The sequence below is a fragment of the Streptomyces sp. CRN 30 genome, from assembly GCF_034105845.1.
In genome coordinates this window covers 1-21949 of the sequence record NZ_JAVRHI010000376.1, presented here as the reverse complement: position 1 = coordinate 21949, position 21949 = coordinate 1, and the positions used below count along the sequence as shown (strand labels likewise).

Here is a 21949-nt window from a genome sequence, read left to right as displayed (position 1 = left end):
CGCACTCAGGATGAGCGGGCCGTTCACAAGGCTGACCCCGGAAAGGGGGCACATGAACAGTCTCGACTGGGCCGTGCTCATCGGCTACTTCGCCGTGATGGTCGCCATCGGCGTCTGGTCGCACAAGCGCGTGGACAGCGTCAGCGACTTCTTCACAGCCGGCGGCAAGATGCCCTGGTGGCTGTCCGGCATCTCCCACCACATGTCGGGCTACAGCGCGGTGATGTTCACCGGCTACGCGGGCATCGCCTACACCTACGGGGTCACCTCCTTCGTGACCTGGTCCTTCCCCATCGCGCTCGGCATCGCCATCGGGTCGAAGCTGTTCGCGCCCCGCATCAACCGGCTCCGCTCCCGGCTCCATGTGGCCTCCCCGCTGGAGTACCTGAAGAACCGGTACAACCTGCAGACGCAGCAGGCCCTGGCCTGGTCCGGCATGCTGCTGAAGATCGTGGACGTCGGCGCCAAGTGGGCCGCCATCGCCACCCTGCTCTCGGTGTTCACCGGCATCAGCCTCAACCAGGGCATCCTCATCACCGGTGTCATCACCGGCATCTACTGCACGATCGGCGGCCTCTGGGCGGACGCGCTGACCGAACTCGGCCAGTTCGTCATCCAGCTGCTGGCCGGCATCGCGATGTTCGTGGCCGTCGTCGCGGAACTCGGCGACCACGGCGGCTTCTTCGGCGTCTGGGACGAGCCCGAGCTCCAGGGACACGGCGAGCCGCTGGTCGGGCCGTACGGCACGGTGTTCCTGCTGGCGTTCCTCTTCATCAAGCTCTTCGAGTACAACGGCGGCATGCTCAACCAGGCCCAGCGGTACATGGCGACCCGCAACGCCCGCGAGGCCGAGCGGTCGGCGCGGCTGTCCGCTGTCCTGTGGCTGGTCTGGCCGGTCGTGCTGTTCTTCCCGATGTGGATGTCGCCGCTGCTGGTCGAGGCGCAGAAGCCGGACGGCTCCGACTCCTACGGCCTGATGACCGAGCAGCTCCTCCCGCACGGCCTGCTCGGCCTGGTCATCGTCGGCTTCTTCTCGCACACCATGGCCATGTGCTCCTCCGACGCCAACGCGATCGCGGCGGTCTTCACCCGGGACGTGGCGCCGGTGCTGTCGTCGCGGGCGCGGGCCTGGGGCCAGCGGTCCGGGCTGGTCGCGGCGCGGGTGACGACCGTGGTCTTCCTGGCCCTGTCGATGGCGGTGGCGACGCAGGTCAACTCGCCGACGTTCAAGGACATCATCACCGTCGTGATCAAGTGGGTGGCCGGGCTCATGGGTCCGATCGCCATCCCGATGATGCTGGGTCTGCTGCGGCCGTTCCGCCGCTCGGGCCCGACGGCGGCGCTCACCAGCTGGGCGGCGGGTCTGCTCGCCTTCTGGCTGGTCAACTACCCGATCAACTGGGCGGTGGAGGGCGGCGTACCGCTCCAGTACCAGGTCTCGATCCCGCTCGCCGTCTCCCTGGTGCTCTACATCGTGATCGGCTTCATCAAGCCGGAGGACACCCCGGAGCGGCTCGCGGTCATCGAGCGGGTGAACACGGACGGGGACGGTTCCGCCGGAGCGGCGGCGGCCGTGCCCGCCCCGGCCGGCGCGGCCGACGACCCGCTCGACGCCCGGGTCAAGGACTGAGCGCCGCACGGCCGCTCGGTCCGGCGAGCGCCCGCTGACCGTCCAGCGGGCGAGGGCCCCGCTTCCGGTGGGAAGCGGGGCCCTCGCCGTCGGGTGCGCCGGGGTCAGCCGCGCAGGACGCGGCCCGCCTTGTCGGTGCGGTCGTTGCTCGTCAGGAAGAGAATCCCGTCGATCAGCGCCCAGATGCCGAGGCCGCCGCAGGTGAAGAGCTGGGCTATGCCCACGCCGACGGAGCCGACGTAGAAGCGTCCGATGCCGAGGCTGCCGAGGAAGATCTGGAGGATACCCGCCACGATCTTGGACTTGTCCGAGTACGGGCGTCCGAGCGGGTCGACGCCGTAGGGAGCCTCGGGGGTGGGGACGGTCATGAGTTGCTGCGCTCCTGGGTATTGCGAGATGGGTTTCGCGTGATGGGTTCTGCGTGAGACACCGGAACGGGGTGTTCCGGCGCCCAGGAGGTCCGCCGGTGAACGAGCAGGTCGTCGCACCCGTAGCCATGTGAAAACACGCCCGTGCGCGCTTTACGGCCGCACCGGCTCCCCCCTGATGTCGGCTGAGCATAAGGAGGCCGGTGAGACGGTAGGGAGTGCAGTCGGCGTTTCGTTCCTGTTCCGTGATGAAATCCGGACACGCGGCCACCGGTTCGCCGTCGCCCACGCCGTCGCCCGCGCCGCTACCCGAGGTTGCGGACCACCGTCCACAGCACCGCGACCGAGAGGATCGCGGCCTGGGTGACCCGGCCGGGCCGCGGCTGCCAGCGCCTGCCGCGCACGCCCTCCCAGCCCCAGCGGGCGAGCAGCGCGAGGGCGTACGGCGCGGCGAGCAGCAGCACCCTGTTGTCCGCCCAGGCGGCGGCGAGGTGACCGTGCATCAGGTCGTACACCATGCGGGTGCCGCCGCAGGCGGGGCAGAGCAGCCCGGTGACGAGGCGGAACGGGCAGCGCGGCAGGACGTGGCCCGGCTCGTGCGGGTCGGTGGTGTACAGGTAGGCGGCGCCGGCCGCCCCCGCCGCGAGCACGGCGAGGGGCGCCACCGCGGGGTGGAGCGGCGGGAACCGGCGCCCCGGGCGGGAGCCGGCTCCCGCCCGGGGGCCGGTCCGGGGCGCCGTCTCAGCCACGCAGCACGCGGCCGTTGGAGTCGGTGGTGTTGCTGCTGGTCAGCATGATGATGCCGTCGATCAGCGCCCAGATGCCGAAGCCGCCGCAGGTGAAGAGCTGGGCGAGGCCGAGACCGACGTGGCCGATGTAGAACCGGCCGACGCCGAGGGTGCCCAGGGCGAGCTGGAGCACGCCGGCCACGATCTTGGACTTGTCGGAGTAGGGACGGCCGAACGGGTCGTAGCCGTAAGGGGCGTGGGGATCGCCGGTGAACGTGCCGGGCGGGGGCGGGTAGCCGCCCTGCGGGTAGCCCTGCTGGGCGTACTGGTAACCGGCCTGCTGGTACCCGGCCTGCTGGTAGCCGCCGGGACCCGGGGCCTGGTGACCGCCGGGCTGCTGGTAGCCCCCGGGCTGGCCGTCGTACGGGCCCGGACCCGGGTAGCCGTAGCCGGGCTGGGGCGGCTGCTGCGGAGGCTGGGGCGGCTGCTGCGGCGGCTGTTCTGACATGGTGCTTCTCCCCCGGACGTTCCGTGAGCGTTGGATGCGGTCGTATGGGATGACCGCAGGTCATCTTGCAGGAGGGCACCGCCCCCTGGAAAGCCGGAGAGCCGAGAAGCCGGTCAGGCGCGTGGATAGCGCGCGAGCCAGCCCTGGGACGAGCCCGCGGGGCCGTGCAGGGCCGGACCCTGGGTCATCTCCATGGCGAAGTCGTCGGCGAGTTCGAGGATGGTGGGCCGTCCCTCCAGCTCGGCGAGCCAGCCCGGCGGCAGGGCCGTCTCCCCGTGCAGGGCGCCCAGCAGACCGCCGGTGAGGGCGCCCGTCGCGGCCGACGGACCGCCGTGGTTGACGGCGAGCCGCAGCCCGTGCCGGATGTCCTCGCCGACCAGCGCGCAGTACACGGCGGCGGCCAGCAGCCCCTCCGCCGTGCCGTCGCCGGTGAGTTCGGTGACCCGCGCCGGGGTGGGCAGTCCCTGTCGTACGGCGCCGAGCGCGTGCTGAAGCGCGTCGGCGACCGGCGGGTGGCCCGGCCGCGCGGCGAGCAGCGCCAGCGCCTTCTGCACGGCACCGTCCAGGCTGTCGCGGCGGGCCAGCGCGTGCACGATCGCGGCGTACGCGCCCGCCGCGAGGCTGCCGGTGGGGTGGCCGTGGGTCTGCGCGGCGCACTCCACGGCGAGCTGCACGACGAGCTGCGGCTCCCAGCCGACGAGCAGCCCGAACGGCGCCGACCGGGCGGCGGCCTCGGCGCCCCGCTCGGCGGGGTTCTTCGGCGCCTCCGGCGTGCCCATCAACTCGTCGCCGAGCCCGAGCAGCAGGGACCGGGGCGGGTCGCGCCGGGCGTACAGCCACTCCTCGTGGGCCAGCCAGCCGTCGTCCTTGCGGCGCAGGTCGGGTCCCCAGTCCCGCTGGGTGGAGAGCCAGCGCCGGTAGGCGCGGTGCAGGTCGGTCGGCGGGTGCCAGGCGCCGGTGTCCCGGCGGACCTGGGCGCGGATCAGCCCGTCGACGGAGAAGAGCGTGAGCTGGGTGAGGTGGGTGACCGCGCCGCGCCGGCCGTAGGCGGGGGCGAGGTCGGTGAGGCCCTCGGCGCCGTACGTCCGGGAGATCTCGTCGGGTCCGAGCCCGTCGACGGGGGCGCCGAGCGCGTCCCCCAGGGCTCCGCCGAGCAGCGCCCCGCGCACCCGGCCGCGGAAGTCCTGCTGCTCGGCACGCCCCCAGACGGCACCGGTCGTCGCGCCCACCCAGGCCTCCCCCGGAACAACGTCTGTACGTACGACGCCCAGCACTGTAATCGAACGGAGACGGTGGGTTCAGGGTGGAAAGCGTGCAGGCTTGTTCACGAACGGTCACCCGCCCGAAGTCCGGCCGCGCGGCTGTCACGGAGCGCGGCCGCTTACTAGGCTGGAGGGGTGCGGTCGGCGGCCGCCGCGCCGTACGGCAGGAATCGACGGAAGCGGTATGCGGCGATGGGCTCCACAGTGCGGGAACTCCTGGGCACCCTGCCCTTGGAGGTCGACGAGGAGCGGCGCAGGGAGTGGGCGGTCGCCTGCGCGTTCGCTCTCGGGCTGGGCGGGATAGCCGTCACCGTCCGGCAGGAACTGGTGTGGTTCAGCGACGAGACCAGTGAGCGGCTGGAGGACCTGCAGTTCATCCTCGGCGAGGGTCCGGGGCTGTCGTCGCAGGACCCCGCCGAGGTGCGGGAGATCCCTGATCTGAGCCGGCTGCTGTCCGAGCGGTGGCCGCAGTTCACGCGGGAGGCCGAAGTGCTCGGCATCGGCGCGCTGTTCGTCTGGCCCGTGCACATCGGCGTTGTACCGGTGGGGACGCTGACCGGCTACCGGCGCAGCCCCGGCCCGCTCACGCCGCGGCAGCGGGCGGAGGGGTGGCTGGTCGCCGATGCCCTCGCCGAGCACGTACTGGCCCGCTGGCCGGCCAACTCCGCCGACGCCGACGGCCCAGGCCACGCGGGGACGGTGGACCTGCACCGCGCCGAGGTGCACCAGGCCACCGGAGTACTCAGCGGCCGGCTGGGCGTCTCCCTGCCCGAGGCCCTGGACCGGCTGCGCGCCCGCGCCTACGCCTCCGGCCGGTCCCTGACGGACACCGCCCACGACGTCCTCCGGCGGGAACTGCCGGAGGACTACCAGTAACCCGGTCGACCGCGCCCGCCAGGGGCGCGCGCGGGAGATCAAGGAGTACGCCCATGAGCAGGGAACAGCACATCGCCCGCACCTTCGTGGAACTGGCCGACACCCTCGTCGAGGACTTCGACGTCATCGACTTCCTCCAGCAGATGACCGTCCGCTGCCGGGAGCTGCTCGACATCACCGACGCCGCGGTCTTCCTCGCCCACCCACCGCCCCACCTGCACAGCCCCGCGCCCTGCGATCCCAGCCCGGCCCTGCAGGAGGTACTGAACACCGCCTGCCGCCAGGGCCCGGCCCTGGACGCCCACCGGGCCCGGCGACCGGTCACCTGGTCCGACCCGGCCGAAGCGGACGCCCGCTGGCCCGAGTTCACCGCGCGACTGCGGCAGGCCGGATACGTCCGCGCCACCGCCGTCCCCATGCGACTGCGCGAGGACAACCTCGGCAGCCTGCTGCTGCTGCGCGCCGGCGACCGGCCGCTGAACGCCGACGACCTCGCCCTCGCCCAGGCCCTCGCCGACGCCGCCACCATCGGTCTGCTCCAGGCCCGCACCATCCACGAACAGCACGCCGTCAACGAGCAGCTGCACGCCGCCCTGCAGAATCGCATCGTCATCGAGCAGGCCAAGGGGCTGCTCGCCGCGCGCAGCAACATCTCCCTCAACCACGCCTTCGACGCCCTGCGCCGGCACGCCCGGCACCACCAGATCCTGCTGAGCAAGGTCGCCCGGGACGTCATCGACACCGAGTTCACCCCGGCCATCCCGCCGGACCGGCCGCGGACGAAGCCGGACTGAGCAGCCCTTTTCCCGGCACTCCCCCGTCCCCGTACCGCCTCGTCGGGTTCACGGTCCGTTGGCCCGGCGACCGTCCGGGCACAGAACGATTCCGGCCATGACCCACAAGACACTCGTCAGGGCCGCCCACGCCCTGACGGCCACCGCCGTCCTCACCTCGCTCGCCGCGCCCGCCGCCTCGGCGGCGCCCACCGCGCGCGAGACGCGGCACACGGGAACGCAGCACACGGGAACGCAGCGGATACCCTTCACCGCCGCCGAGGTGACGGCCCGGGACGACGGCTCGTACCTGGTCACGTGGAAGGCTCCGGGCGTCCGCGAGGTCACCGTGCGGGCGGGTGGCCGTACCGTCGCCTCCGGTGGCTCCACCGGCTCGGCCGTCGTGCGGGGGCTGCGCGCCGCCGACCGGCAGTGGTTCGACCTGGTCCCCGAGCGCGGCGGCAGCCTGCGCCTGGCCGACCGGCTGATCGAACTCGACGGGAGCGTCAACTTCCGGGACGCGGGCGGCTACCGCACCAAGGACGGCCACTGGGTGAGGATGGGTGTCGTCTACCGCTCCGACGCGCTCGACAAGCTCACCGACGCCGACGTGGCGAAGCTGGAACGGCTCGGCGTCGAGGTCGACTACGACCTGCGGATGACGTCGGAGCGGACCGCGGCGCCGGACCGCGTGCCCGACGGCGTGCGGTACGTCGTCGCCAACGTCAGCGGCGACTCCTCCGGCGGCTACGAGCTGCCCACCACGGCCGAGGGCGCCGTGCGGATGATGGTCGACGGCGAGAAGACGATGGTGAGCGGCGCGACCGCGAAGGCCGCCTACTCGTCCGTCTTCGGCGGGCTGGTGAAGGACGCCGACGGCTCCTTCTACCACTGCACCGCGGGCAAGGACCGCACCGGCTGGGCGAGCGCCACGCTGCTCACCGCGCTCGGCGTGCCGCGCGCCACGGTGATGGCGGACTACCTCGCCTCCAACGACTACCGCGCGGAGGCCAACGCCGCCGCCCTCGCGGCCATGCCCGCCGCGCAGGCCGCGGTCTACAAGCCGATGCTGGACGTGCGGCCCGAGTACCTGAACTCCGGGTTCGACGAGGTCGAGGAGGAGTACGGCTCCTTCACCTCGTACACGCGCGAGGCGCTCGGCATCGACGCGCGCGAGCTGCGCGCGCTGAAGTCCCAGCTGCTGGTGGGCTGAACACCGGTCCTGCTCGACGCCGGTACTGCTCGACGCCGGTCCTACTCGACGACGGTGACCGTCGTGCCGGCCGTGCCGAACTCCCACAGCGCGTCGCCGTCCGCCTTGTGCAGCCGCACGCCGCCGGTCTTGGTGCCGGAGGCGGCGGGCGGGGGCGAGGAGCCGTCGACGGCGTTGGAGAAGCCGACCGAGATGCCGTCGGCGAGGGCGAAGTAGACGATGTTCTCCACCTCGACCCCGTCGGAGCCGGTCGTCGCCTCGGTGCGGCTGCCGATGGTGTAGTCGCCGGGGTCGGGGCTGACCGACCCGGGCCAGACGGTGAACGTACGGCGGGTGGCGTCGCTGGCGTCGACCAGCCAGACCCGTTTCTGGCCGAGGGAGTAGACGATGCGCCGTCCCGTGCCGGAGCCGTCCGGCACGGCGGGCGGCGCGGACTTCTCGGGCTTCTCGGAAGGGCCGGCGTCCGCCGGGGCCGAGGCGCTGGGGCGGACCGTCGCGGCGGTGGGCTTCGGCCCGTCGTCCGCCTGCAGGGCGAGGGCGGACACCGCCACTATCGCGCCCGCGGTCAGTCCGGTGACCCAGGCCCACGAAGGCAGTCGGGCAGGCACGGGCACGCATCTCCTCAGCTACACGATCCCCCCGTACGTCAGGGTCGGATCATCGTACTGTGAGCGGCCTGTCGGCCGGACCGGGTGCCCCGGGGTCTCAGGGCCGCAGTTCGTCGAAGCCGGTGAGGCGGCGGCCCTCGTGGACGACGGCGTGGGAGAGGGCCGTGAGGGCGACGCCCTCCAGGTCGGCGTGGGAGCGCAGCAGGAGCAGGGCCCGGTCGGTGGAGAGGGCGTGGCGGCAGCTGATGACGCCGACGGCCTGGTGGACCACCGCGGCGTACGGCAGCAGCCAGGTGTCGGCGAGGGTGTCCTCGGCGGGCCGGCCGACGGAGAGCAGCAGCAGGTCCGCGGCGTGGGCGTGGACGCCCGCGGTCCACAGGTCGGCGTCGCTGACCGGGCCGGTCCGGTCGCCGTACAGGGACAGGACGACGCCGGTCGGGCGGACGGTGCCGCGGTCGTGCACGGCGGGGAAGGCGAAGGCCGCCCGGATGCCCTCCGCGACGGCGCGGCGGGCGAAGAGGGGCCAGGCGCGGGCGGTGCGCCGGTCGTCGAGGTCGCCGGCGAGCACGGGTCGCTCCCGCGCCAGCGCCTGGACGCAGGGGCCCTGTCCGAGGTGCACCTGGAGGTGTTCGCCGGGGCCGGCCAGCCGGCCGTCGGCGGCGAGGGAGACCCGCTGGGCGAGGCCGGCGTCGGCCGCGAGGGTCAGGCCCACCGCGTAGGACGTGCCCAGCGCGGCCCGGCAGGACTCGGAGAGGGAGCGGGCCGGGTGGGGGTGGCCGATGTGGTGGGAGGCGAGGACGAGCGCCTCCGTCAGCAGCGCGTTCATGCGGGTGATACCGATCCTGGCCGCGACGGCGGGTCCGCCCGTCGCAAGCGGCGGCCTGACCCCACCAGGCTACGCGCCCACCCCGCCCGACCTCACCCCGAGCACTCCGGACACCCCACGCGCCCTGAACGGCGTATCCCGCCCGCAGCACCTCGTTCGCCCCGGACGGCGTACCCGGCCGGTCCAGAGGGCGCTATGGCACAGCCGTGGAGCGGGCGGCGGTGCGGTCCCGGCGGTGCGGGGCGGCGGGCGGTCCTGGGCCGGCCCTGCCGCATCTCCGCGGTGTCGCGACGCCGCGGAGACGCGGCGGGGACGGCCTAGACTCGGGGCGTGGCGCCGACCGGCCGCGCGGGAGGTGACGGACGTGGGTTCCAGAGGCGACCTGGCGGCCGTGCTGGACACACTGCGGATCGCACCCGACGGCGAGGGGCTGATCGGCGCCGACCCGGTGGAGTGCGCGCGGGTCCTCGGCGTCGACGGCGTCGCCGTCTCCGCGCTGATCGGCGACGGGACCGGGGAGCTGCTGTGGTCCACGCCCGGGGTCAGCACCGAGCTGGAGGACTTGCAGTGGACGCTCGGCGAGGGGCCGGGACCCGAGGTGGCCCGCGCCGGCGCCGTCTCCCTGGAGCCCGATCTGACCCGGATTCCGGCCGAGCGCTGGCCGGTGCTGCTGCCCCGTGCGCTGGCGGCGGGCGTCCGGGCGGTCTTCTGCTTCCCGCTGCTCCTGGGCAGCGCCTGCGTGGGCACGCTGACCCTGCAGCGGGCGGCGCCGGGGCCGCCGGCGCCGGACACGGTGCCGGATGTGTGGATCGTCGCGCACGCCCTGACCGGTGTCCTCGTGCAGAACACCGGCAGACTGCGGGCGTTCGCGGCCGGGGAGGGCGCGGACCTGTACCGGGCGGCGGTGCACCAGGCGGCCGGGATGATCAGTGTGCAGGCCGGCATCGGCCTCCCCGAGGCGCTGGTCGTGCTGCGCGCGTACGCCTTCTCGCACGACAGGGCGGTGATGGAGGTCGCCGAGGACGTGCTGGCCCGGCGGGTGCACTTTCGTCAAGATGAGGACGGGCCGGACCAGTCCGGCCGGCGGAGGGACTGAGGCCCATGACTCGTGAGCAACGCCTGCTGACGGCCGTGCTCGACGCGGTCGGCACCCTGGTCGACGACTACGACCTGATCGACTTCCTGCACGCGCTGTGCGACCGCTGCACGGAGCTGCTCGGGGTGTCGGGGGCCGGGGTGATGCTGGCGGACCGGGGCGGCCGTCTCCATCTGATCGCCGCCTCGGACGAGCACGCCCGCCTCACCCATCTCTTCGATCGCCAGTTCGACGAGGGGCCCGCGGTGGACGCCTACCGGGAGGGCCGGGACCGGCTCGGCCTCCGTCTCGGCTCCCCCGCCGTGGCCGCCGCCCACCCGCTGCTCGCCGCCGACGCCCGCCGGGCCGGTTTCGCCGTCACCCACGCCCTGCCGCTGCGCCTGCGCGACCGGGCCGTCGGGGCGCTGAGCCTCTTCGACGCCCGTGATCAGGACATCGCGCCGGACGACGCGCGGGCGGCACGGGCCCTGGCGGACGTCACCACCCTCGCCGTCCTCCAGCAGCGCTCCCTGCTGCACGGCAACCGGGAGAGCGCCCAGCTGCAGGCCGCCCTGGCCGGCCGTGTCGTCATCGAGCAGGCCAAGGGCGTCCTCGCCGAGCACTGGCACGTGGGCGTCGACGAGGCGTTCGACGGACTGCGCGCCTACGCCCGGTCCCGGCGGCTCGGACTGTCGGCGGTGTGCCGGCAGCTCGTCGAGCGGAAGATCGACGCCGCCGATCTGCAGCGCCTGAACTGAACCCGGGACGGATCCCTGTGCACAAGGACGACCACAGCACCCTCTGGCGGCGCCTCGCCGAGACCGGAGACGTCTCCCTGCGCTCCGCCTGCGCGGTCTGCGCGGCCGACCTGTCCTCCGACGGCCTCGGCGTCATCCTGATCACCGACGGGGAGCTGCGCACGATCGGCCACGCCACCGACCCCCGCGCCCGGCACCTGGAGAACGCCCAGCTCGTCAGCGGGGAGGGACCCTGCACCGAGGCGTACGTGACCGACCGCCTCGTCGAGGCACCCGACCTGCGCGCCGTACGCGAGCGGTGGCCCGTCTTCACCCGGGCCGCCGACGAGCAGGGGCTGCGGGCGGTGACGGCGCTGCCGCTGGCCACCGGGCGGCTGCGGGTCGGCGCCATGGACCTCTACCGCGCCGCACCGGGTCCGCTCACCGACGGGGAGCGGACCCGGGTCCGCGGCTGGGCCCGGATCGTCGCCATGCTCGCGCTCGACGCCCACCCCGGAATGGTCACCGACGAGTACCGGCGGGTGCGCCCCGGACCGCAGGGCTACCCGCCGCGTGTGCATGCCGCCGCCGGGGTGCTGGCCGAGGCGGACGGGCTGACCCCGTTCGACGCCCTGGCCCGGATGCGCGCCCACGCCTTCAGCCACGACCGGTCCCTGCTGGAGACCGCGGACCGGGTGATCAGCGAGCGGTCCCTGGACGGGGACTGAGCACCCGGCCGGCCGAGCACCCGGTCCCGGCTCAGTCGAGCACCGGCAGCAGCTCCGGCAGGTGGCCGTCGGACGCGGTCGCCGCCCGCCGCCGTTCCTCGGGGACCTCGCCGTAGAGGGTGGTACGCGGCTTCGCCGGGCGCCCGGCCGCGTCGGCGACCGCGATCAGGTCCCGTACGGACTTGTACGAGCCGTAGGACGAGCCCGCCATCCGGGAGATCGTCTCCTCCATCAGCGTGCCGCCCAGGTCGTTGGCGCCGGAGCGGAGCATCTCCGCGGCGCCCTCCGTGCCGAGCTTGACCCAGCTGGTCTGGATGTTGGGGATGTGCGGGTGCAGCAGGAGCCGGGCCATCGCGGTGACGGCGCGGTTGTCCCGCATCGACGGGCCGGGGCGGGAGATCCCCGCCAGGTAGACGGGCGCGTTGGTGTGGATGAAGGGGAGCGTCACGAACTCCGTGAAGCCGCCCGTGCGTTCCTGGATGGAGGCGAGGGTGCGCAGGTGGCCGAGCCAGTGCCGGGGCTGGTCGACGTGGCCGTACATCATCGTGGAGCTGGAGCGGATGCCCAGTTCGTGCGCGGTGGTGATCACCTCGATCCAGGTGGCGGCGGGCAGCTTGCCCTTGGTGAGGATCCAGCGGACCTCGTCGTCGAGGATCTCGGCGGCGGTGCCGGGGACCGAGTCCAGGCCCGCCTCCTTCGCCGCGGTCAGCCACTCGCGGACCGACATCCCCGTACGGGTCGCGCCGTTGACGACCTCCATCGGGGAGAAGGCGTGGACGTGCATGCCGGGGACGCGTTCCTTCACGGCGCGCGCGATGTCGAAGTACGCGGTGCCGGGCAGGTCCGGGTGGATGCCGCCCTGCATGCAGACCTCGACCGCGCCGACGTCCCACGCCTGCGCCGCGCGGTCGGCGACCTGGTCCAGGGAGAGGGTGTAGGCGTCGGCGTCGGTGCGGCGCTGGGCGAAGGCGCAGAAACGGCAGCCGGTGTAGCAGACGTTGGTGAAGTTGATGTTGCGGGTGACGATGTACGTCACGTCGTCGCCCACGGCGCTTCTGCGGACGTCGTCCGCGACGCGGCACAGCGCGTCGAGGGCCGGGCCGTCGGCGTGCAGCAGGGCGAGGGCCTCGTCGTCGGTGAGCTTCGTGGGGTCGTCGGCGGCGGTGGTGAGGGCGGCGCGTACGTCGGTGTCGATCCGCTCGGGGGCCATGCCGGGGGCGGCGGCCTCGCGCAGGGCGCCCCAGTCGCCGTAGACCTCGTCGAAGTCGTCGCGGCGGTCGGCGGTGCGGCCGTCGGTGTCGATGGTGCGGTGCAGGTCGGTGCGGCCGGACGCCTCGAAGACCTCCTCGGGCTCCTGCCACGGCCGGCCCTCGACCACCGCGTCCGGGCGGGCGAGGCCCGTCTCGGGGTCGGCGAGCGCGCGGACGTGCGGGAGCAGCCTCGGGTCCAGCCAGGGTTCGCCGCGGCGGACGAACTCCGGGTACGCGCAGAGCCGTTCGCGCAGTTCGAACCCGGCGGCGCGGGAGCGCTCGGCCAGTTCCTCGATCTGCGGCCAGGGGCGCTCGGGGTTGACGTGGTCGATGGTGAGCGGGGAGACGCCGCCCCAGTCGTCGATGCCGGCGGCGATCAGCCGCTCGTACTCGCTGTCGACGAGGTTGGGCGGGGCCTGGATGTTGGCGGCGGGGCCCATGACGACGCGGGCGACGGCCACCGCGGCGACCAGTTCGTCCAGTTCCGCGTCGGGCATGGAGCGCATCGCGGTGTCCGGCTTGGCGCGGAAGTTCTGGATGATCAGCTCCTGGACGCCGTGGTAGGCGCGGGCGACCTTCCGGAGCGCGAAGAGGGACTCGGCGCGCTCCTCGTGGTTCTCGCCGATGCCCAGCAGGATGCCGGAGGTGAAGGGGACGGAGGAGCGGCCCGCGTCCTCCAGGACACGGAGCCGGACGGCGGGTTCCTTGTCCGGGGAGCCGTGGTGGGGGCCGCCGGGCTCGGACCACAGACGGGTCGCGGTGGTCTCCAGCATCATGCCCATGCTGGGCGCGACGGGCTTGAGCCGCTGGAAGTCCGTCCAGGTCAGCACCCCGGGGTTGAGGTGCGGGAGGAGTCCGGTCTCCTCCAGGATGCGGATGGAGATCGCGCGGACGTAGGCGATGGTGTCGTCGTAGCCGTGCGCGTCGAGCCACTCGCGCGCCTCCGGCCAGCGGTCCTCCGGCTTGTCGCCGAGGGTGATGAGGGCTTCCTTGCAGCCGAGGGCGGCGCCCTTGCGGGCGACGTCCAGCACCTCGTCCGGAGACATGAACATGCCGTGGCCGTCCCGGCGGAGCTTCCCGGGGACGGTGACGAAGGTGCAGTAGTGGCACTTGTCCCGGCACAGCCGGGTGAGGGGGATGAAGACGCTCTTGGAGTACGTGATGACGCCGGGGCGCCCGGCCGCCTCCAGACCGGCGTCCCGCACCCGGGCGGCGGACGCGGCGAGGTCGTCCAGGTGTTCGCCGCGGGCCTGGAGGAGCACGGCCGCCTCGCCGACGTCGAGGGAGACGCCGGTACGGGCGCGTTTGAGGGCGCGACGCATGGAGTTCTCGGTGGGGCCGGTTCCGGAGGTCGCGGGAGTCGTCATCCTTCGAGGATACGTAGAGCGCCGTCAGGGGTTTGGGAGGTGTGGTGCGGTTATGGGCGCGGGTGGGATGTGGCTGGTCGCGCCGTTCCCCGCGCGTCCCACGGGGCGCTGTAGTTGCGGCATGGGCGAAGACGAGTACGGCATCGGGCGGCGGGCTCTGTTCGTGACGGGCGGCGCCGCCGCGCTTACGTTGGGGAGTGTGAGCTTCGCGGCGGCGGCGGACCGGGACGGCCCGGAGAGCAGGACGATCGAGGGGACCCTGCCCACGGGGTCGCCGGACTTCGTGTACGTGCCCGTCGAGGTGCCGGACGGCGTGCGGGAGTTCCGGGTCTCCTACACCTACGACAGACCCGCGGTACCGGCCGGCACCGCGGGCAACGCCCTCGACATCGGCCTCTTCGACGAGCGCGGCACCGGCCTGGGCGGCCGGGGCTTCCGCGGCTGGTCGGGCGGGGCGCGCACGGAGTTCTTCGTCCGGGCGGACGAGGCGACGCCGGGGTATCTCCCCGGTCCGGTGCGGGCGGGCACGTGGCACATCGCGCTCGGCCCGTACACGGTCGCCCCGCAGGGACTGTCGTACGAGATCACCGTGGTGCTGTCCTACGGCGAGCAGGGCGAGGCCGTGCGCCCGGTGTACCCGCCGGAGCGGGCGGCGGGGCGCGGCCGGGACTGGTACCGGGGCGACTGCCACCTGCACTCCTGGTACTCCGACGGGCGCCGCACCCCGGAGGAGATCGCGGCGCTGGCGCGGGCCGCGGGGCTGGACTTCATCAACTCCTCGGAGCACAACACCCACTCGGCGCACGCCCACTGGGCGGCGGCGGCCGGGGACGACCTGCTGGTCATGGTCGGTGAGGAGGTGACGACGCGGAACGGGCACGTCGTCGCGGTCGGCACCGACCCGGGCACCTTCGTCGACTGGCGCTACCGGGCCCGCGACAACCGCTTCGGCCGGTTCGCGCGGCAGATCCGGCGGGCCGGGGGGCTGGTCGTGCCCGCCCATCCGCACGCCACCTGCATCGGCTGCACCTGGAAGTTCGGCTTCGACGAGGCGGACGCGGTCGAGGTGTGGAACGGGCCGTACACCGCCGACGACGAGGTCGCGCTGGCCGACTGGGACGGCATGCTCGTGGCGTCCGTCCGGGACGGCGCCCGGGGCTGGCTCCCGGCGATGGGCAGCAGCGACGCGCACCGCGACCCCGACCCGGTCGGGACGCCGCAGACCGTCGTGCTCGCCGACGACCTGACCCGCACGGCGATCCAGGAGGGCATCCGGGCGGGCCGGTCCTACGTCGCGGAGTCGGCGCGGATCTCGCTCGCCTTCACCGCGTCCGGCGGGCGCGGGGAGCACGCCGGGATCGGCGAGCGGCTCGACGTGGCCGACGACACCCCGGTCACCGTCCGCCTGGCGGTGACCGGCGCCCCGCGCTGCACGGTCCGCCTCGTCACCGACCAGGGGGTGCTGCACACCGCCGGTCCGCTGCCGGTGTCCGGCGAAGGGACCGTGGAGTGGCGGACGACGGCGTCCTACGCGTCGTACGTACGGGCGGAGGTCCGGCACGAGGCGGCGGCCGGTCCGCTGCCGGGGGCGCTGGCCGCGTTCACCAACCCGGTCTTCCTCGGGCGGCGCTGACCGGTCAGGGGCCGTCCAGGTCGGCGACGACGGCGTAGTGGTCGGAGGGCCACACGCCGTCCACCGGGGCGTCGCCCGCGCGGTGCGCCGAGCGGACGCGGACGGGCGTGTCCGGGCCGAGGCGGATGTGGTCGATGCGCTCCGCCGGGCCGGCGCCGGTGACGTAGGGGTTGGCGGGGTCCCAGGTCGCGGCCGGGGCGTCCGGGGCGGCCCCGTCCCAGGCGTCCGTCCAGCCGCGGGCGGCGAGGCGGCGCAGCTCGGCGGAGGCGGGCCCGGCGTTGAAGTCCCCTGTGAGCACCGGCGGGTACGCCGTGCCGTGCCGGTGCCGGTGCCGGGCGGCGAAGCCGGCGAGCGCGTCGGTCTGCGCGCACCGCACCGCCGACGCGGTGGAGGCGGAGGTCAGGTGGGCGGTGACGAAGTCCAGCCGCCCGCCCGGCGCGTCCAGGCCCGCGTACAGGGCCACGCGTCCGTCGTCCAGCGCGGCGGGCGCGGGCAGCCGCAGCACCGCCCGTCCGGCCACCGGCCAGCGGCTGAGGACGGCGGCGCCGATGGTGACGCGCCGGTCGTCGATCCGCCGCTGCCAGCGCTCGGGGGCGCGGTACGCCGCCCAGGTCCAGTGCAGGCCCAGCTCCCCGGCGAGCCACTCGGCGAGGTTCCCGCCGTCGTCGGCCGCCCACACCTCCTGGAGCCCCACCACGTCGGGCCGCAGCTCGCCCAGGACCGCGAGCACCGCCTTCTGCCGTTCCGCCCAGGGCCCGAACCGCCACCACAGATTCCAGGTCACGACCCGCACGACCGCACCACCCGTCCCTCGTACGTCCTCGCTTTCCCCATGAGGCTGTCCGGTGAACCCGCGGACCCGGGCGACGCCACCGGGAAGAGGAGTTGAAGGATCCGTGTCCGTGTCGCGCAGGCCCCTGTGATCGGTGTCTCCCGAGGCTGACGGGGCCGGTGCGGACAAGGCAGACTGACAGGGTTGCTCGGGATGCTGAGGGGGACCAGATGGACGGTGTGCCGCGAGTGCCGGAGCAGCGGCGGTCCGGCGCCCCGGTGGAGCCGGCGGCCGCCCTGCGGTTCGGTGTGCTCGGTCCGGTGCGCGCGTGGCGCGGAGACGAACCGCTGCCCACCGGTTCACCGCAGCAACGCGCGTTGCTCGCCGCCCTGTTGCTGCGCGAGGGCCGCACGGCCACGGCCGCGGAGCTGATCGACGCCCTGTGGGGCGAGGAACCGCCGTCGCAGGCGCTGGCCGCGCTGCGCACCTACGCGTCCCGGCTGCGCAAGGTCCTCGGCCCCCAGGTGCTGGTCAGCGAGTCCGGCGGGTACGCGGTGCGCGGCCTGGCCGACGGCGCCCTGGACCTGACCGCCGCGCAGGACCTGGCCGCCGAGGCGGAGAAGGGCCGCGCCGCCGGGGACCTGTGCCACGCCCGGGACGTGCTGCGCCGCGCCCTGGCGCGGTGGGACGGCGAGGCACTGGCCGCCGTACCGGGCCCGTACGCGCAGGCGCAGCGGGTACGCCTTGAGGAGTGGCGGCTGCAACTCCTGGAGACGTGCCTCGAGATGGACCTGGAGCAGGGCTGTCACGCCGAGGCGGTCTCGGAGCTGACCGCGCTCACCGCCGCCCACCCACTGCGCGAGCGGCCGCGGGAACTGCTGATGCTGGCGCTGTACCGCAGCGGCCGGCAGGCGGAGGCCCTCGCGGTGTACGCCGACACCCGGCGGCTGCTGGCCGAGGAGCTGGGCGTGGACCCGCGCCCCGGCCTCCAGGAACTGCAACGGCGGGTGCTGCGTGCCGACCCGGCGCTGGCGGAGCCCTCGGGCCCGGCCGCGCAGCCGGCCTCCGTACCGGTCCGTCCCGCGCAACTACCGGCGACCGTACCGGACTTCACCGGCCGGTCCGCCTTCGTACGCCAGCTGAGCGACGTCCTGGTCTCGGCGTCGGGCAACGACGGCCGGGTGATGGCGGTGTCCGCGGTCGCGGGCATCGGCGGCGTCGGCAAGACCACCCTCGCCGTCCATGTCGCCCACGGGGCCCGGTCGGCCTTCCCCGACGGGCAGCTCTACGTCGATCTCCAGGGTGCCGGCGCGCGGCCGGCCGACCCGGAGACGGTGCTCGGCTCGTTCCTGCGGGCGCTCGGCACGGCGGACTCCGCGATCCCCGACTCGCTGGCGGAACGGGCGGCGCTGTACCGCTCGGTGCTGGACGGCCGCCGGGTGCTGGTGCTGCTGGACAACGCCCGGGACGCGGCGCAGGTCCGGCCGCTGCTGCCGGGCACGGAGGGCTGCGCGGCGCTGGTGACGTCCCGGTCCCGGATGGTGGGCCTGGCGGGCGCGCACCTGGTCGACCTGGACGTGATGTCGCCGGACGAGGCGCTGACGCTGTTCACCCGGATCGTCGGCGAGGAGCGGGTGGCCGCCGAGCGGGAGGCCGCCCTGGACGTGGTCGCCGCCTGCGGTTTCCTGCCGCTGGCGATCCGGGTCGCGGCGTCCCGGCTGGCGGCCCGCCGTACCTGGACGGTGTCGGTGCTGGCCGCGAAGCTCGCCGACGAGCGCCGCCGCCTCGACGAACTCCAGGCCGGCGACCTGGCGGTGGCGGCCACCTTCGAGCTGGGCTACGGGCAGCTGGAGCCCGCGCAGGCCCGCGCGTTCCGGCTGCTGGGCCTGGCCGACGGCCCGGACATCTCCCTGGCGGCGGCCGCCGCGATGCTCGACCTCCCGGCGGACGAGACGGAGGACCTGCTGGAGTCCGTGGTCGACACGTCCCTGCTGGAGTCGGCGGCGCCGGGCCGCTACCGCTTCCACGACCTGGTCCGGCTCTACGCGCGTGCATGCGCCGAACGCGACGAGCGGCCGTCCGCCGGACGGCGGGCCGCGCTCTCCCGGCTGCTCGACTTCTACCTGGCCACGGTGGCGGGCGTGTACGCCGTCGAGCGGCCCGGCGACCGGCTGACGGACCACCTGGCGCCCACCGCGCACCCGGGCCTGGTCCTCACCGACCGGCACCGGGCGCAGGACTGGCTGTACGCGGAGGCGGTGTCCCTGCTGGCGTGCGTACGGCAGTCGACGGCGCCGGAGCTGATCGGGCGGGCCGTGGACGTGCTGTGGGCGGCGGTGGACCTGGCCGAGTCCGGCACCAACTCCAAGGCGTACGAGCAGGTGGCGTCGGCGCTGCGGGAGGCGGCGCGGCAGGCCGGCGACCCGCGGGCCGAGGCCCGTGCCCTGATCACCCTGGCCTACGCGCACAACGTCACCGGGCGCTTCGCCCAGGCCGACGAGGAGGCCGCGCGGGCCCGGGAGCTGGCGACGGAGGCGGACGATCCGCCGGCCGTCTGCTGGTCGTCGAACATCCTCGGGGTGATCGCCCTCTACCAGCACCGGCACGAGGACGGCGAGGCCCACCTGAGCCACGCGATCGAGTCGTTCCGGGCCTGCGACGACCGGCCCGGCGTGGCGAGCGCCCTGTGCAACCTCTCCCGCATCCACCTGGCCACCGGCCGCACCGGCAGCGCCGTCGACCTCGCCCGGCAGGGCACTCGCATGTACGACGCGATGGGGCATGCCCTGAAGGGCGCCAACGGGCGGTACGCGCTGGGTCTCGCCCTCACCCAGCAGGGCAGTCTCGCCGAGGCGGCCGCCCGGCTCGGCGAGGCGCTGACCGTCTTCAGGGACAGCCGTCAGCGGCTGTGGGAGGGCATGTCCCTGTTCCGGCTCGCGGAGGTCGACCTCGCCGCGGGGCGTACGGCGCAGGCCGCGTCCCACGCCGAGCACGCCCTCACCGTGCTGCGCGGCATCGGCGGCGACTGGCGCCGGGCCAACGTGCTGGTCGTCCTCGGCCGGGCGCTGAGCGGCATCGGGCAGACCGGGCGGGCCCGGGTCTGCTGGCACGAGGCGCTGGAGTCGTTCGAGGCGCTCGGCGCTCCGGAGGCCGACACGGTCCGCGCCCTGCTCACACCGCTCGCCGTGGCGTGAGGCGGAGAGGGCGGGGGCCGGGCGTCCGGGTGCCGGCAGGGCCGTTCATCGTTCGTTTATCGCGGCCCGGCATGCTCGTTCACGTTGTTCCGTCGCGCTGGGGGGCGGGCGGGGCGACCTGGGCCGTTGCACTACGGTGAGCGGTCATCACACCTGTCCGGCGGGCTCGCGGGGGAGCCGCCGGACAGGTCTCATTCCAGGGATTCGCACTTCAGGGGAGCGTCTTCATGAGCGCCGACGACAACAGCACGAGCACCGAGAACATCCACGCCACGGGCGGCACGGACGAAACGCCCGTCACGACGCTGGGCAACATCCACGCGACGAGCGAGCCGGTCGCCGCGGAGACGAAGGCGGCCGACGAGACCGCCGAGACCGGCACGGAGAACATCCACGCCACGGACGAGCCCGCCTGAGGCGGCTGCCCGTCCACGGGGGAGAGCACGGCCGCGGTGGCTCGGAGGGGGAGCCGCCGCGGCCGTGCCGTGCGTTCAGGCGCTCAGACGTTCAGACGTTCAGACCGAGGGCGCGGTGGGGTCCGGCTCGCAGTGGCCGACGTCGTCGCGGACGCTCGCGTCCACCCACACCTCCGCCGTGTCGGAGGCGTTCCCGGCGACCGTGACCTCCACGACGTCGCGGTCGAGATAGGTGCCGTCGGCGTCCTGGAAGGTGACGGCCGCCTCGAAGGTGCCGGCCTGAGAGTCCCGGTTGGTCACCTTGACGGTGGCGTAGGGCCGGTCCGGCCCGACGCAGCTCACCACCTCCACGGTGGCGTCCAGGAGGACGGTCGTGTTCGTGCTGCCGTTCGAGCCGCCGCTGCCGGTGCTGTCGTCGTCGTAGCTGCCGTCGCTGTCGTCCTTGTACACGCCGCTGCCGCCGGTGGACGACGAGCTGTCGTGGTCCTGGGAGGAACTGCTGCACCCTCCCCCGCCGTCGGAGTCACCGGTGCCGTGTCCGTGGCCGCGCCCCGTGGAGAAGCCGGTCAGGGTGAGGACCACCAGTGCCGAGACCGCCGTGTACCTGAGTGTGCGTGTTCGCCCCCGTGTGTGCATGGGACCACGCTAACGATCACATGTCACGGCCATGTCACCGTCCGTCCACGAACGCCCCAGGTCTCTCAGCTCGTCCGGGCGGTCCCCGTGCCCTTCTCCGCGTCCAGCGCGTACACGCAGCGGTCCTTGCTGCACGCGTAGACGATGCCGTCCCGCACCACCGGGGTGCCGGTGATCTCGCCGCCGGTCGCCAGCTTCCAGCGGAGCCGGCCGTCGTCGGCCTTCAGGGTGTAGAGCAGGTGGTCGGTGGAGCCGAAGTGGATCCGGCCCTCGGCCACGGCGGGGGCGCCCACGATGTCGCCGCCCGCCTGGAAGCGCCACTTGGGCGTGCCCGTGACGGCGTCCAGGGTGTAGAGGCCCTTGCCGCTGCCGACGTGCACGTGGCCCGCGGCGACCAGCACCGGCTCGGTGGCGGTGCGGGCCTCGGTGGCGATGCGCCAGCGGTCGCGGCCGTCGGTGGCGTCGAGGGCGTACACCGTGCCGAGGTAGTCGGCCAGGTAGAGGCCGCCGCCGGTGACGGCCGGTCCCGGCACGAAGGCCGGCGGGCTGAGGAAGACCGCCGGGGCCTCGAAGTGCCAGCGGACGTGTCCGGCGGCCGCGTCCAGCGCCAGGACGCGCGTACCGGCGCAGACGTACACGTAACCGTCCGGTGCCTGGCTGATCCGGACCGGTACGCCGCCGCAGGAGGCCGCGTCGCCGATCGGGTACGACCAGCGCTCCTCGCCGCCGCGGGCGTCCAGGGCGCGCAGCCGGGCGTCCTGCCAGACGTAGACCGTGCCGTCGAAGAGGGCCGGGCCCGCCTCCGGCGACTCGAAGTCGGTCTGGCAGCCGGTGGCCTCCCACAGCTTCTGTCCGGTGACGGCGTCGTACGCCTGGACGCCGCCGCCGCGGGTGCCGGTGACCACGACGCCCCGGTCGGCCTTGAGCGCGTACACCCAGGCGTCGGTGCCCAGCCGCCACAGGTCGGCGCCGGTGCGGGCGTCGAGGGCGTACAGCGTGGGCCCGTCGGAGGCGTGGACGCGGCCGTCCGCGACCGCCTTCGACCAGGCCACGTCGCGGGTCTTGAAGCGGCGCCGCCCGGTCGCGACGTCCAGGGCGTGCACCTCGAAGGAGGTGACGTAGACCAGGTCGCCGGCGACGGAGGGGGTCCCCCAGACGTCGTTGGACATCCGGAACCGCCAGGGCCGCCAGCCGGCCGCCTGGTCCGGGGGCGCGGCCGGCGCGGGCGGTACGACGGCGTCGGCGCCGTTGACCCCGGGGCGGGGCTTGGCCCAGGAGACGGAGAGGGCGGCCTCCGGGGGCGGTGCCTTGACCACGGCGGCGCGGGTGTCGGCGACCCGGGGGCCGGG

General features: G+C 74.2%; 20 protein-coding genes. 10 read left to right on the top strand and 10 right to left on the bottom strand.

What is annotated here, in order from left to right:
* Positions 1 to 52 precede the first annotated feature (52 nt).
* On the top strand, positions 53 to 1630 hold the full coding sequence (locus UW392_RS40115) for a sodium:solute symporter family protein (RefSeq protein ID WP_320780191.1): 1578 nt from the start codon (positions 53 to 55) through the stop codon (positions 1628 to 1630).
* A gap of 104 nt (positions 1631 to 1734) precedes the next feature.
* Here the strand turns inward: UW392_RS40115 and UW392_RS40110 are convergent, their stop codons facing one another.
* The 4 genes from UW392_RS40110 to UW392_RS40095 all read right to left on the bottom strand — a co-directional run bounded on the left by UW392_RS40110 (position 1735) and on the right by UW392_RS40095 (position 4463).
* The gene (locus UW392_RS40110; RefSeq protein WP_320780190.1) at positions 1735 to 1998 is read right to left on the bottom strand and encodes a TM2 domain-containing protein; all 264 of its coding nucleotides are present in this window, start codon (positions 1996 to 1998) and stop codon (positions 1735 to 1737) included.
* A gap of 305 nt (positions 1999 to 2303) precedes the next feature.
* Positions 2304 to 2663 (bottom strand): DUF2752 domain-containing protein, encoded by a 360-nt coding sequence (locus UW392_RS40105; RefSeq protein WP_320780246.1) that lies wholly within the window; start codon positions 2661 to 2663, stop codon positions 2304 to 2306.
* Positions 2664 to 2739: 76 nt separating this feature from the next.
* A complete protein-coding gene (locus UW392_RS40100) occupies positions 2740 to 3234 on the bottom strand; it encodes a TM2 domain-containing protein (protein WP_320780189.1) in 495 nt (164 codons plus the stop codon).
* 113 nt (positions 3235 to 3347) lie between these two features.
* The gene (locus UW392_RS40095; protein ID WP_320780188.1) at positions 3348 to 4463 is read right to left on the bottom strand and encodes an ADP-ribosylglycohydrolase family protein; all 1116 of its coding nucleotides are present in this window, start codon (positions 4461 to 4463) and stop codon (positions 3348 to 3350) included.
* Between the two features lie 225 nt (positions 4464 to 4688).
* On the opposite strand from UW392_RS40095, the gene UW392_RS40090 reads away from it, so the two are divergent.
* The 3 genes from UW392_RS40090 (at position 4689) to UW392_RS40080 (ending at position 7358) form a co-directional block, all read left to right on the top strand.
* Entirely contained in the window at positions 4689 to 5372 is a 684-nt protein-coding gene (locus UW392_RS40090) for an ANTAR domain-containing protein (RefSeq protein ID WP_320780187.1), read from the top strand.
* Between the two features lie 53 nt (positions 5373 to 5425).
* Positions 5426 to 6166: an ANTAR domain-containing protein gene (locus tag UW392_RS40085; RefSeq protein WP_320780186.1), complete on the top strand. Its 741-nt coding sequence runs from the start codon at positions 5426 to 5428 to the stop codon at positions 6164 to 6166.
* A 97-nt stretch (positions 6167 to 6263) separates the two neighbouring features.
* Positions 6264 to 7358, top strand: a complete 1095-nt coding sequence (locus UW392_RS40080) for a tyrosine-protein phosphatase (RefSeq protein ID WP_320780185.1) — start codon at positions 6264 to 6266, stop codon at positions 7356 to 7358.
* 41 nt (positions 7359 to 7399) lie between these two features.
* Here the strand turns inward: UW392_RS40080 and UW392_RS40075 are convergent, their stop codons facing one another.
* Positions 7400 to 7966: a hypothetical protein gene (locus tag UW392_RS40075; protein ID WP_320780184.1), complete on the bottom strand. Its 567-nt coding sequence runs from the start codon at positions 7964 to 7966 to the stop codon at positions 7400 to 7402.
* A 97-nt stretch (positions 7967 to 8063) separates the two neighbouring features.
* Entirely contained in the window at positions 8064 to 8792 is a 729-nt protein-coding gene (locus tag UW392_RS40070) for a GAF domain-containing protein (protein ID WP_320780183.1), read from the bottom strand.
* Between the two features lie 364 nt (positions 8793 to 9156).
* On the opposite strand from UW392_RS40070, the gene UW392_RS40065 reads away from it, so the two are divergent.
* Genes UW392_RS40065 through UW392_RS40055 form a run of 3 tightly spaced genes read left to right on the top strand, consistent with a single transcriptional unit; the run spans position 9157 to position 11332 of the window.
* On the top strand, positions 9157 to 9888 hold the full coding sequence (locus tag UW392_RS40065; RefSeq protein ID WP_320780182.1) for an ANTAR domain-containing protein: 732 nt from the start codon (positions 9157 to 9159) through the stop codon (positions 9886 to 9888).
* Positions 9889 to 9893: 5 nt separating this feature from the next.
* Entirely contained in the window at positions 9894 to 10625 is a 732-nt protein-coding gene (locus UW392_RS40060) for a GAF and ANTAR domain-containing protein (protein WP_320780181.1), read from the top strand.
* A gap of 17 nt (positions 10626 to 10642) precedes the next feature.
* A complete protein-coding gene (locus tag UW392_RS40055; RefSeq protein WP_320780180.1) occupies positions 10643 to 11332 on the top strand; it encodes a GAF domain-containing protein in 690 nt (229 codons plus the stop codon).
* Between the two features lie 31 nt (positions 11333 to 11363).
* On the opposite strand, the gene UW392_RS40050 is transcribed toward UW392_RS40055, so the two are convergent.
* Complete coding sequence (locus UW392_RS40050) at positions 11364 to 13949, bottom strand: bifunctional FO biosynthesis protein CofGH (RefSeq protein WP_320780179.1); 2586 nt, start codon at positions 13947 to 13949, stop codon at positions 11364 to 11366.
* Positions 13950 to 14070: 121 nt separating this feature from the next.
* Here UW392_RS40050 and UW392_RS40045 point away from each other — a divergent pair, with 121 nt between their 5' ends.
* The gene (locus UW392_RS40045) at positions 14071 to 15582 is read left to right on the top strand and encodes a CehA/McbA family metallohydrolase (protein ID WP_320780178.1); all 1512 of its coding nucleotides are present in this window, start codon (positions 14071 to 14073) and stop codon (positions 15580 to 15582) included.
* A 4-nt stretch (positions 15583 to 15586) separates the two neighbouring features.
* Here the strand turns inward: UW392_RS40045 and UW392_RS40040 are convergent, their stop codons facing one another.
* Entirely contained in the window at positions 15587 to 16375 is a 789-nt protein-coding gene (locus tag UW392_RS40040; protein WP_320780177.1) for an endonuclease/exonuclease/phosphatase family protein, read from the bottom strand.
* A 209-nt stretch (positions 16376 to 16584) separates the two neighbouring features.
* Between UW392_RS40040 and UW392_RS40035 the strand changes: the two genes are divergently transcribed.
* Both UW392_RS40035 and UW392_RS40030 read left to right on the top strand, forming a co-directional pair.
* The gene (locus tag UW392_RS40035) at positions 16585 to 19548 is read left to right on the top strand and encodes an AfsR/SARP family transcriptional regulator (protein WP_320780176.1); all 2964 of its coding nucleotides are present in this window, start codon (positions 16585 to 16587) and stop codon (positions 19546 to 19548) included.
* A gap of 227 nt (positions 19549 to 19775) precedes the next feature.
* Positions 19776 to 19964 (top strand): hypothetical protein, encoded by a 189-nt coding sequence (locus UW392_RS40030; protein ID WP_320780175.1) that lies wholly within the window; start codon positions 19776 to 19778, stop codon positions 19962 to 19964.
* A gap of 99 nt (positions 19965 to 20063) precedes the next feature.
* Here the strand turns inward: UW392_RS40030 and UW392_RS40025 are convergent, their stop codons facing one another.
* A complete protein-coding gene (locus tag UW392_RS40025) occupies positions 20064 to 20600 on the bottom strand; it encodes a hypothetical protein (protein WP_320780174.1) in 537 nt (178 codons plus the stop codon).
* A gap of 65 nt (positions 20601 to 20665) precedes the next feature.
* The coding region (locus tag UW392_RS40020; RefSeq protein ID WP_320780173.1) for a PQQ-binding-like beta-propeller repeat protein at positions 20666 to 21949 on the bottom strand (1284 nt) is incomplete at its 5' end.

Coding starts and splice junctions, on each gene's coding strand:
- UW392_RS40070 (WP_320780183.1), bottom strand. CDS start 8,792: ATGAACGCGCTGCTGACGGAGGCGCTCGTCCTCGCCTCCCACCACATC.
- UW392_RS40025 (WP_320780174.1), bottom strand. CDS start 20,600: ATGCACACACGGGGGCGAACACGCACACTCAGGTACACGGCGGTCTCG.
- UW392_RS40080 (WP_320780185.1), top strand. CDS start 6,264: ATGACCCACAAGACACTCGTCAGGGCCGCCCACGCCCTGACGGCCACC.
- UW392_RS40100 (WP_320780189.1), bottom strand. CDS start 3,234: ATGTCAGAACAGCCGCCGCAGCAGCCGCCCCAGCCTCCGCAGCAGCCG.
- UW392_RS40035 (WP_320780176.1), top strand. CDS start 16,585: ATGGACGGTGTGCCGCGAGTGCCGGAGCAGCGGCGGTCCGGCGCCCCG.
- UW392_RS40060 (WP_320780181.1), top strand. CDS start 9,894: ATGACTCGTGAGCAACGCCTGCTGACGGCCGTGCTCGACGCGGTCGGC.
- UW392_RS40115 (WP_320780191.1), top strand. CDS start 53: ATGAACAGTCTCGACTGGGCCGTGCTCATCGGCTACTTCGCCGTGATG.
- UW392_RS40110 (WP_320780190.1), bottom strand. CDS start 1,998: ATGACCGTCCCCACCCCCGAGGCTCCCTACGGCGTCGACCCGCTCGGA.
- UW392_RS40090 (WP_320780187.1), top strand. CDS start 4,689: ATGGGCTCCACAGTGCGGGAACTCCTGGGCACCCTGCCCTTGGAGGTC.
- UW392_RS40050 (WP_320780179.1), bottom strand. CDS start 13,949: ATGACGACTCCCGCGACCTCCGGAACCGGCCCCACCGAGAACTCCATG.
- UW392_RS40030 (WP_320780175.1), top strand. CDS start 19,776: ATGAGCGCCGACGACAACAGCACGAGCACCGAGAACATCCACGCCACG.
- UW392_RS40045 (WP_320780178.1), top strand. CDS start 14,071: ATGGGCGAAGACGAGTACGGCATCGGGCGGCGGGCTCTGTTCGTGACG.
- UW392_RS40085 (WP_320780186.1), top strand. CDS start 5,426: ATGAGCAGGGAACAGCACATCGCCCGCACCTTCGTGGAACTGGCCGAC.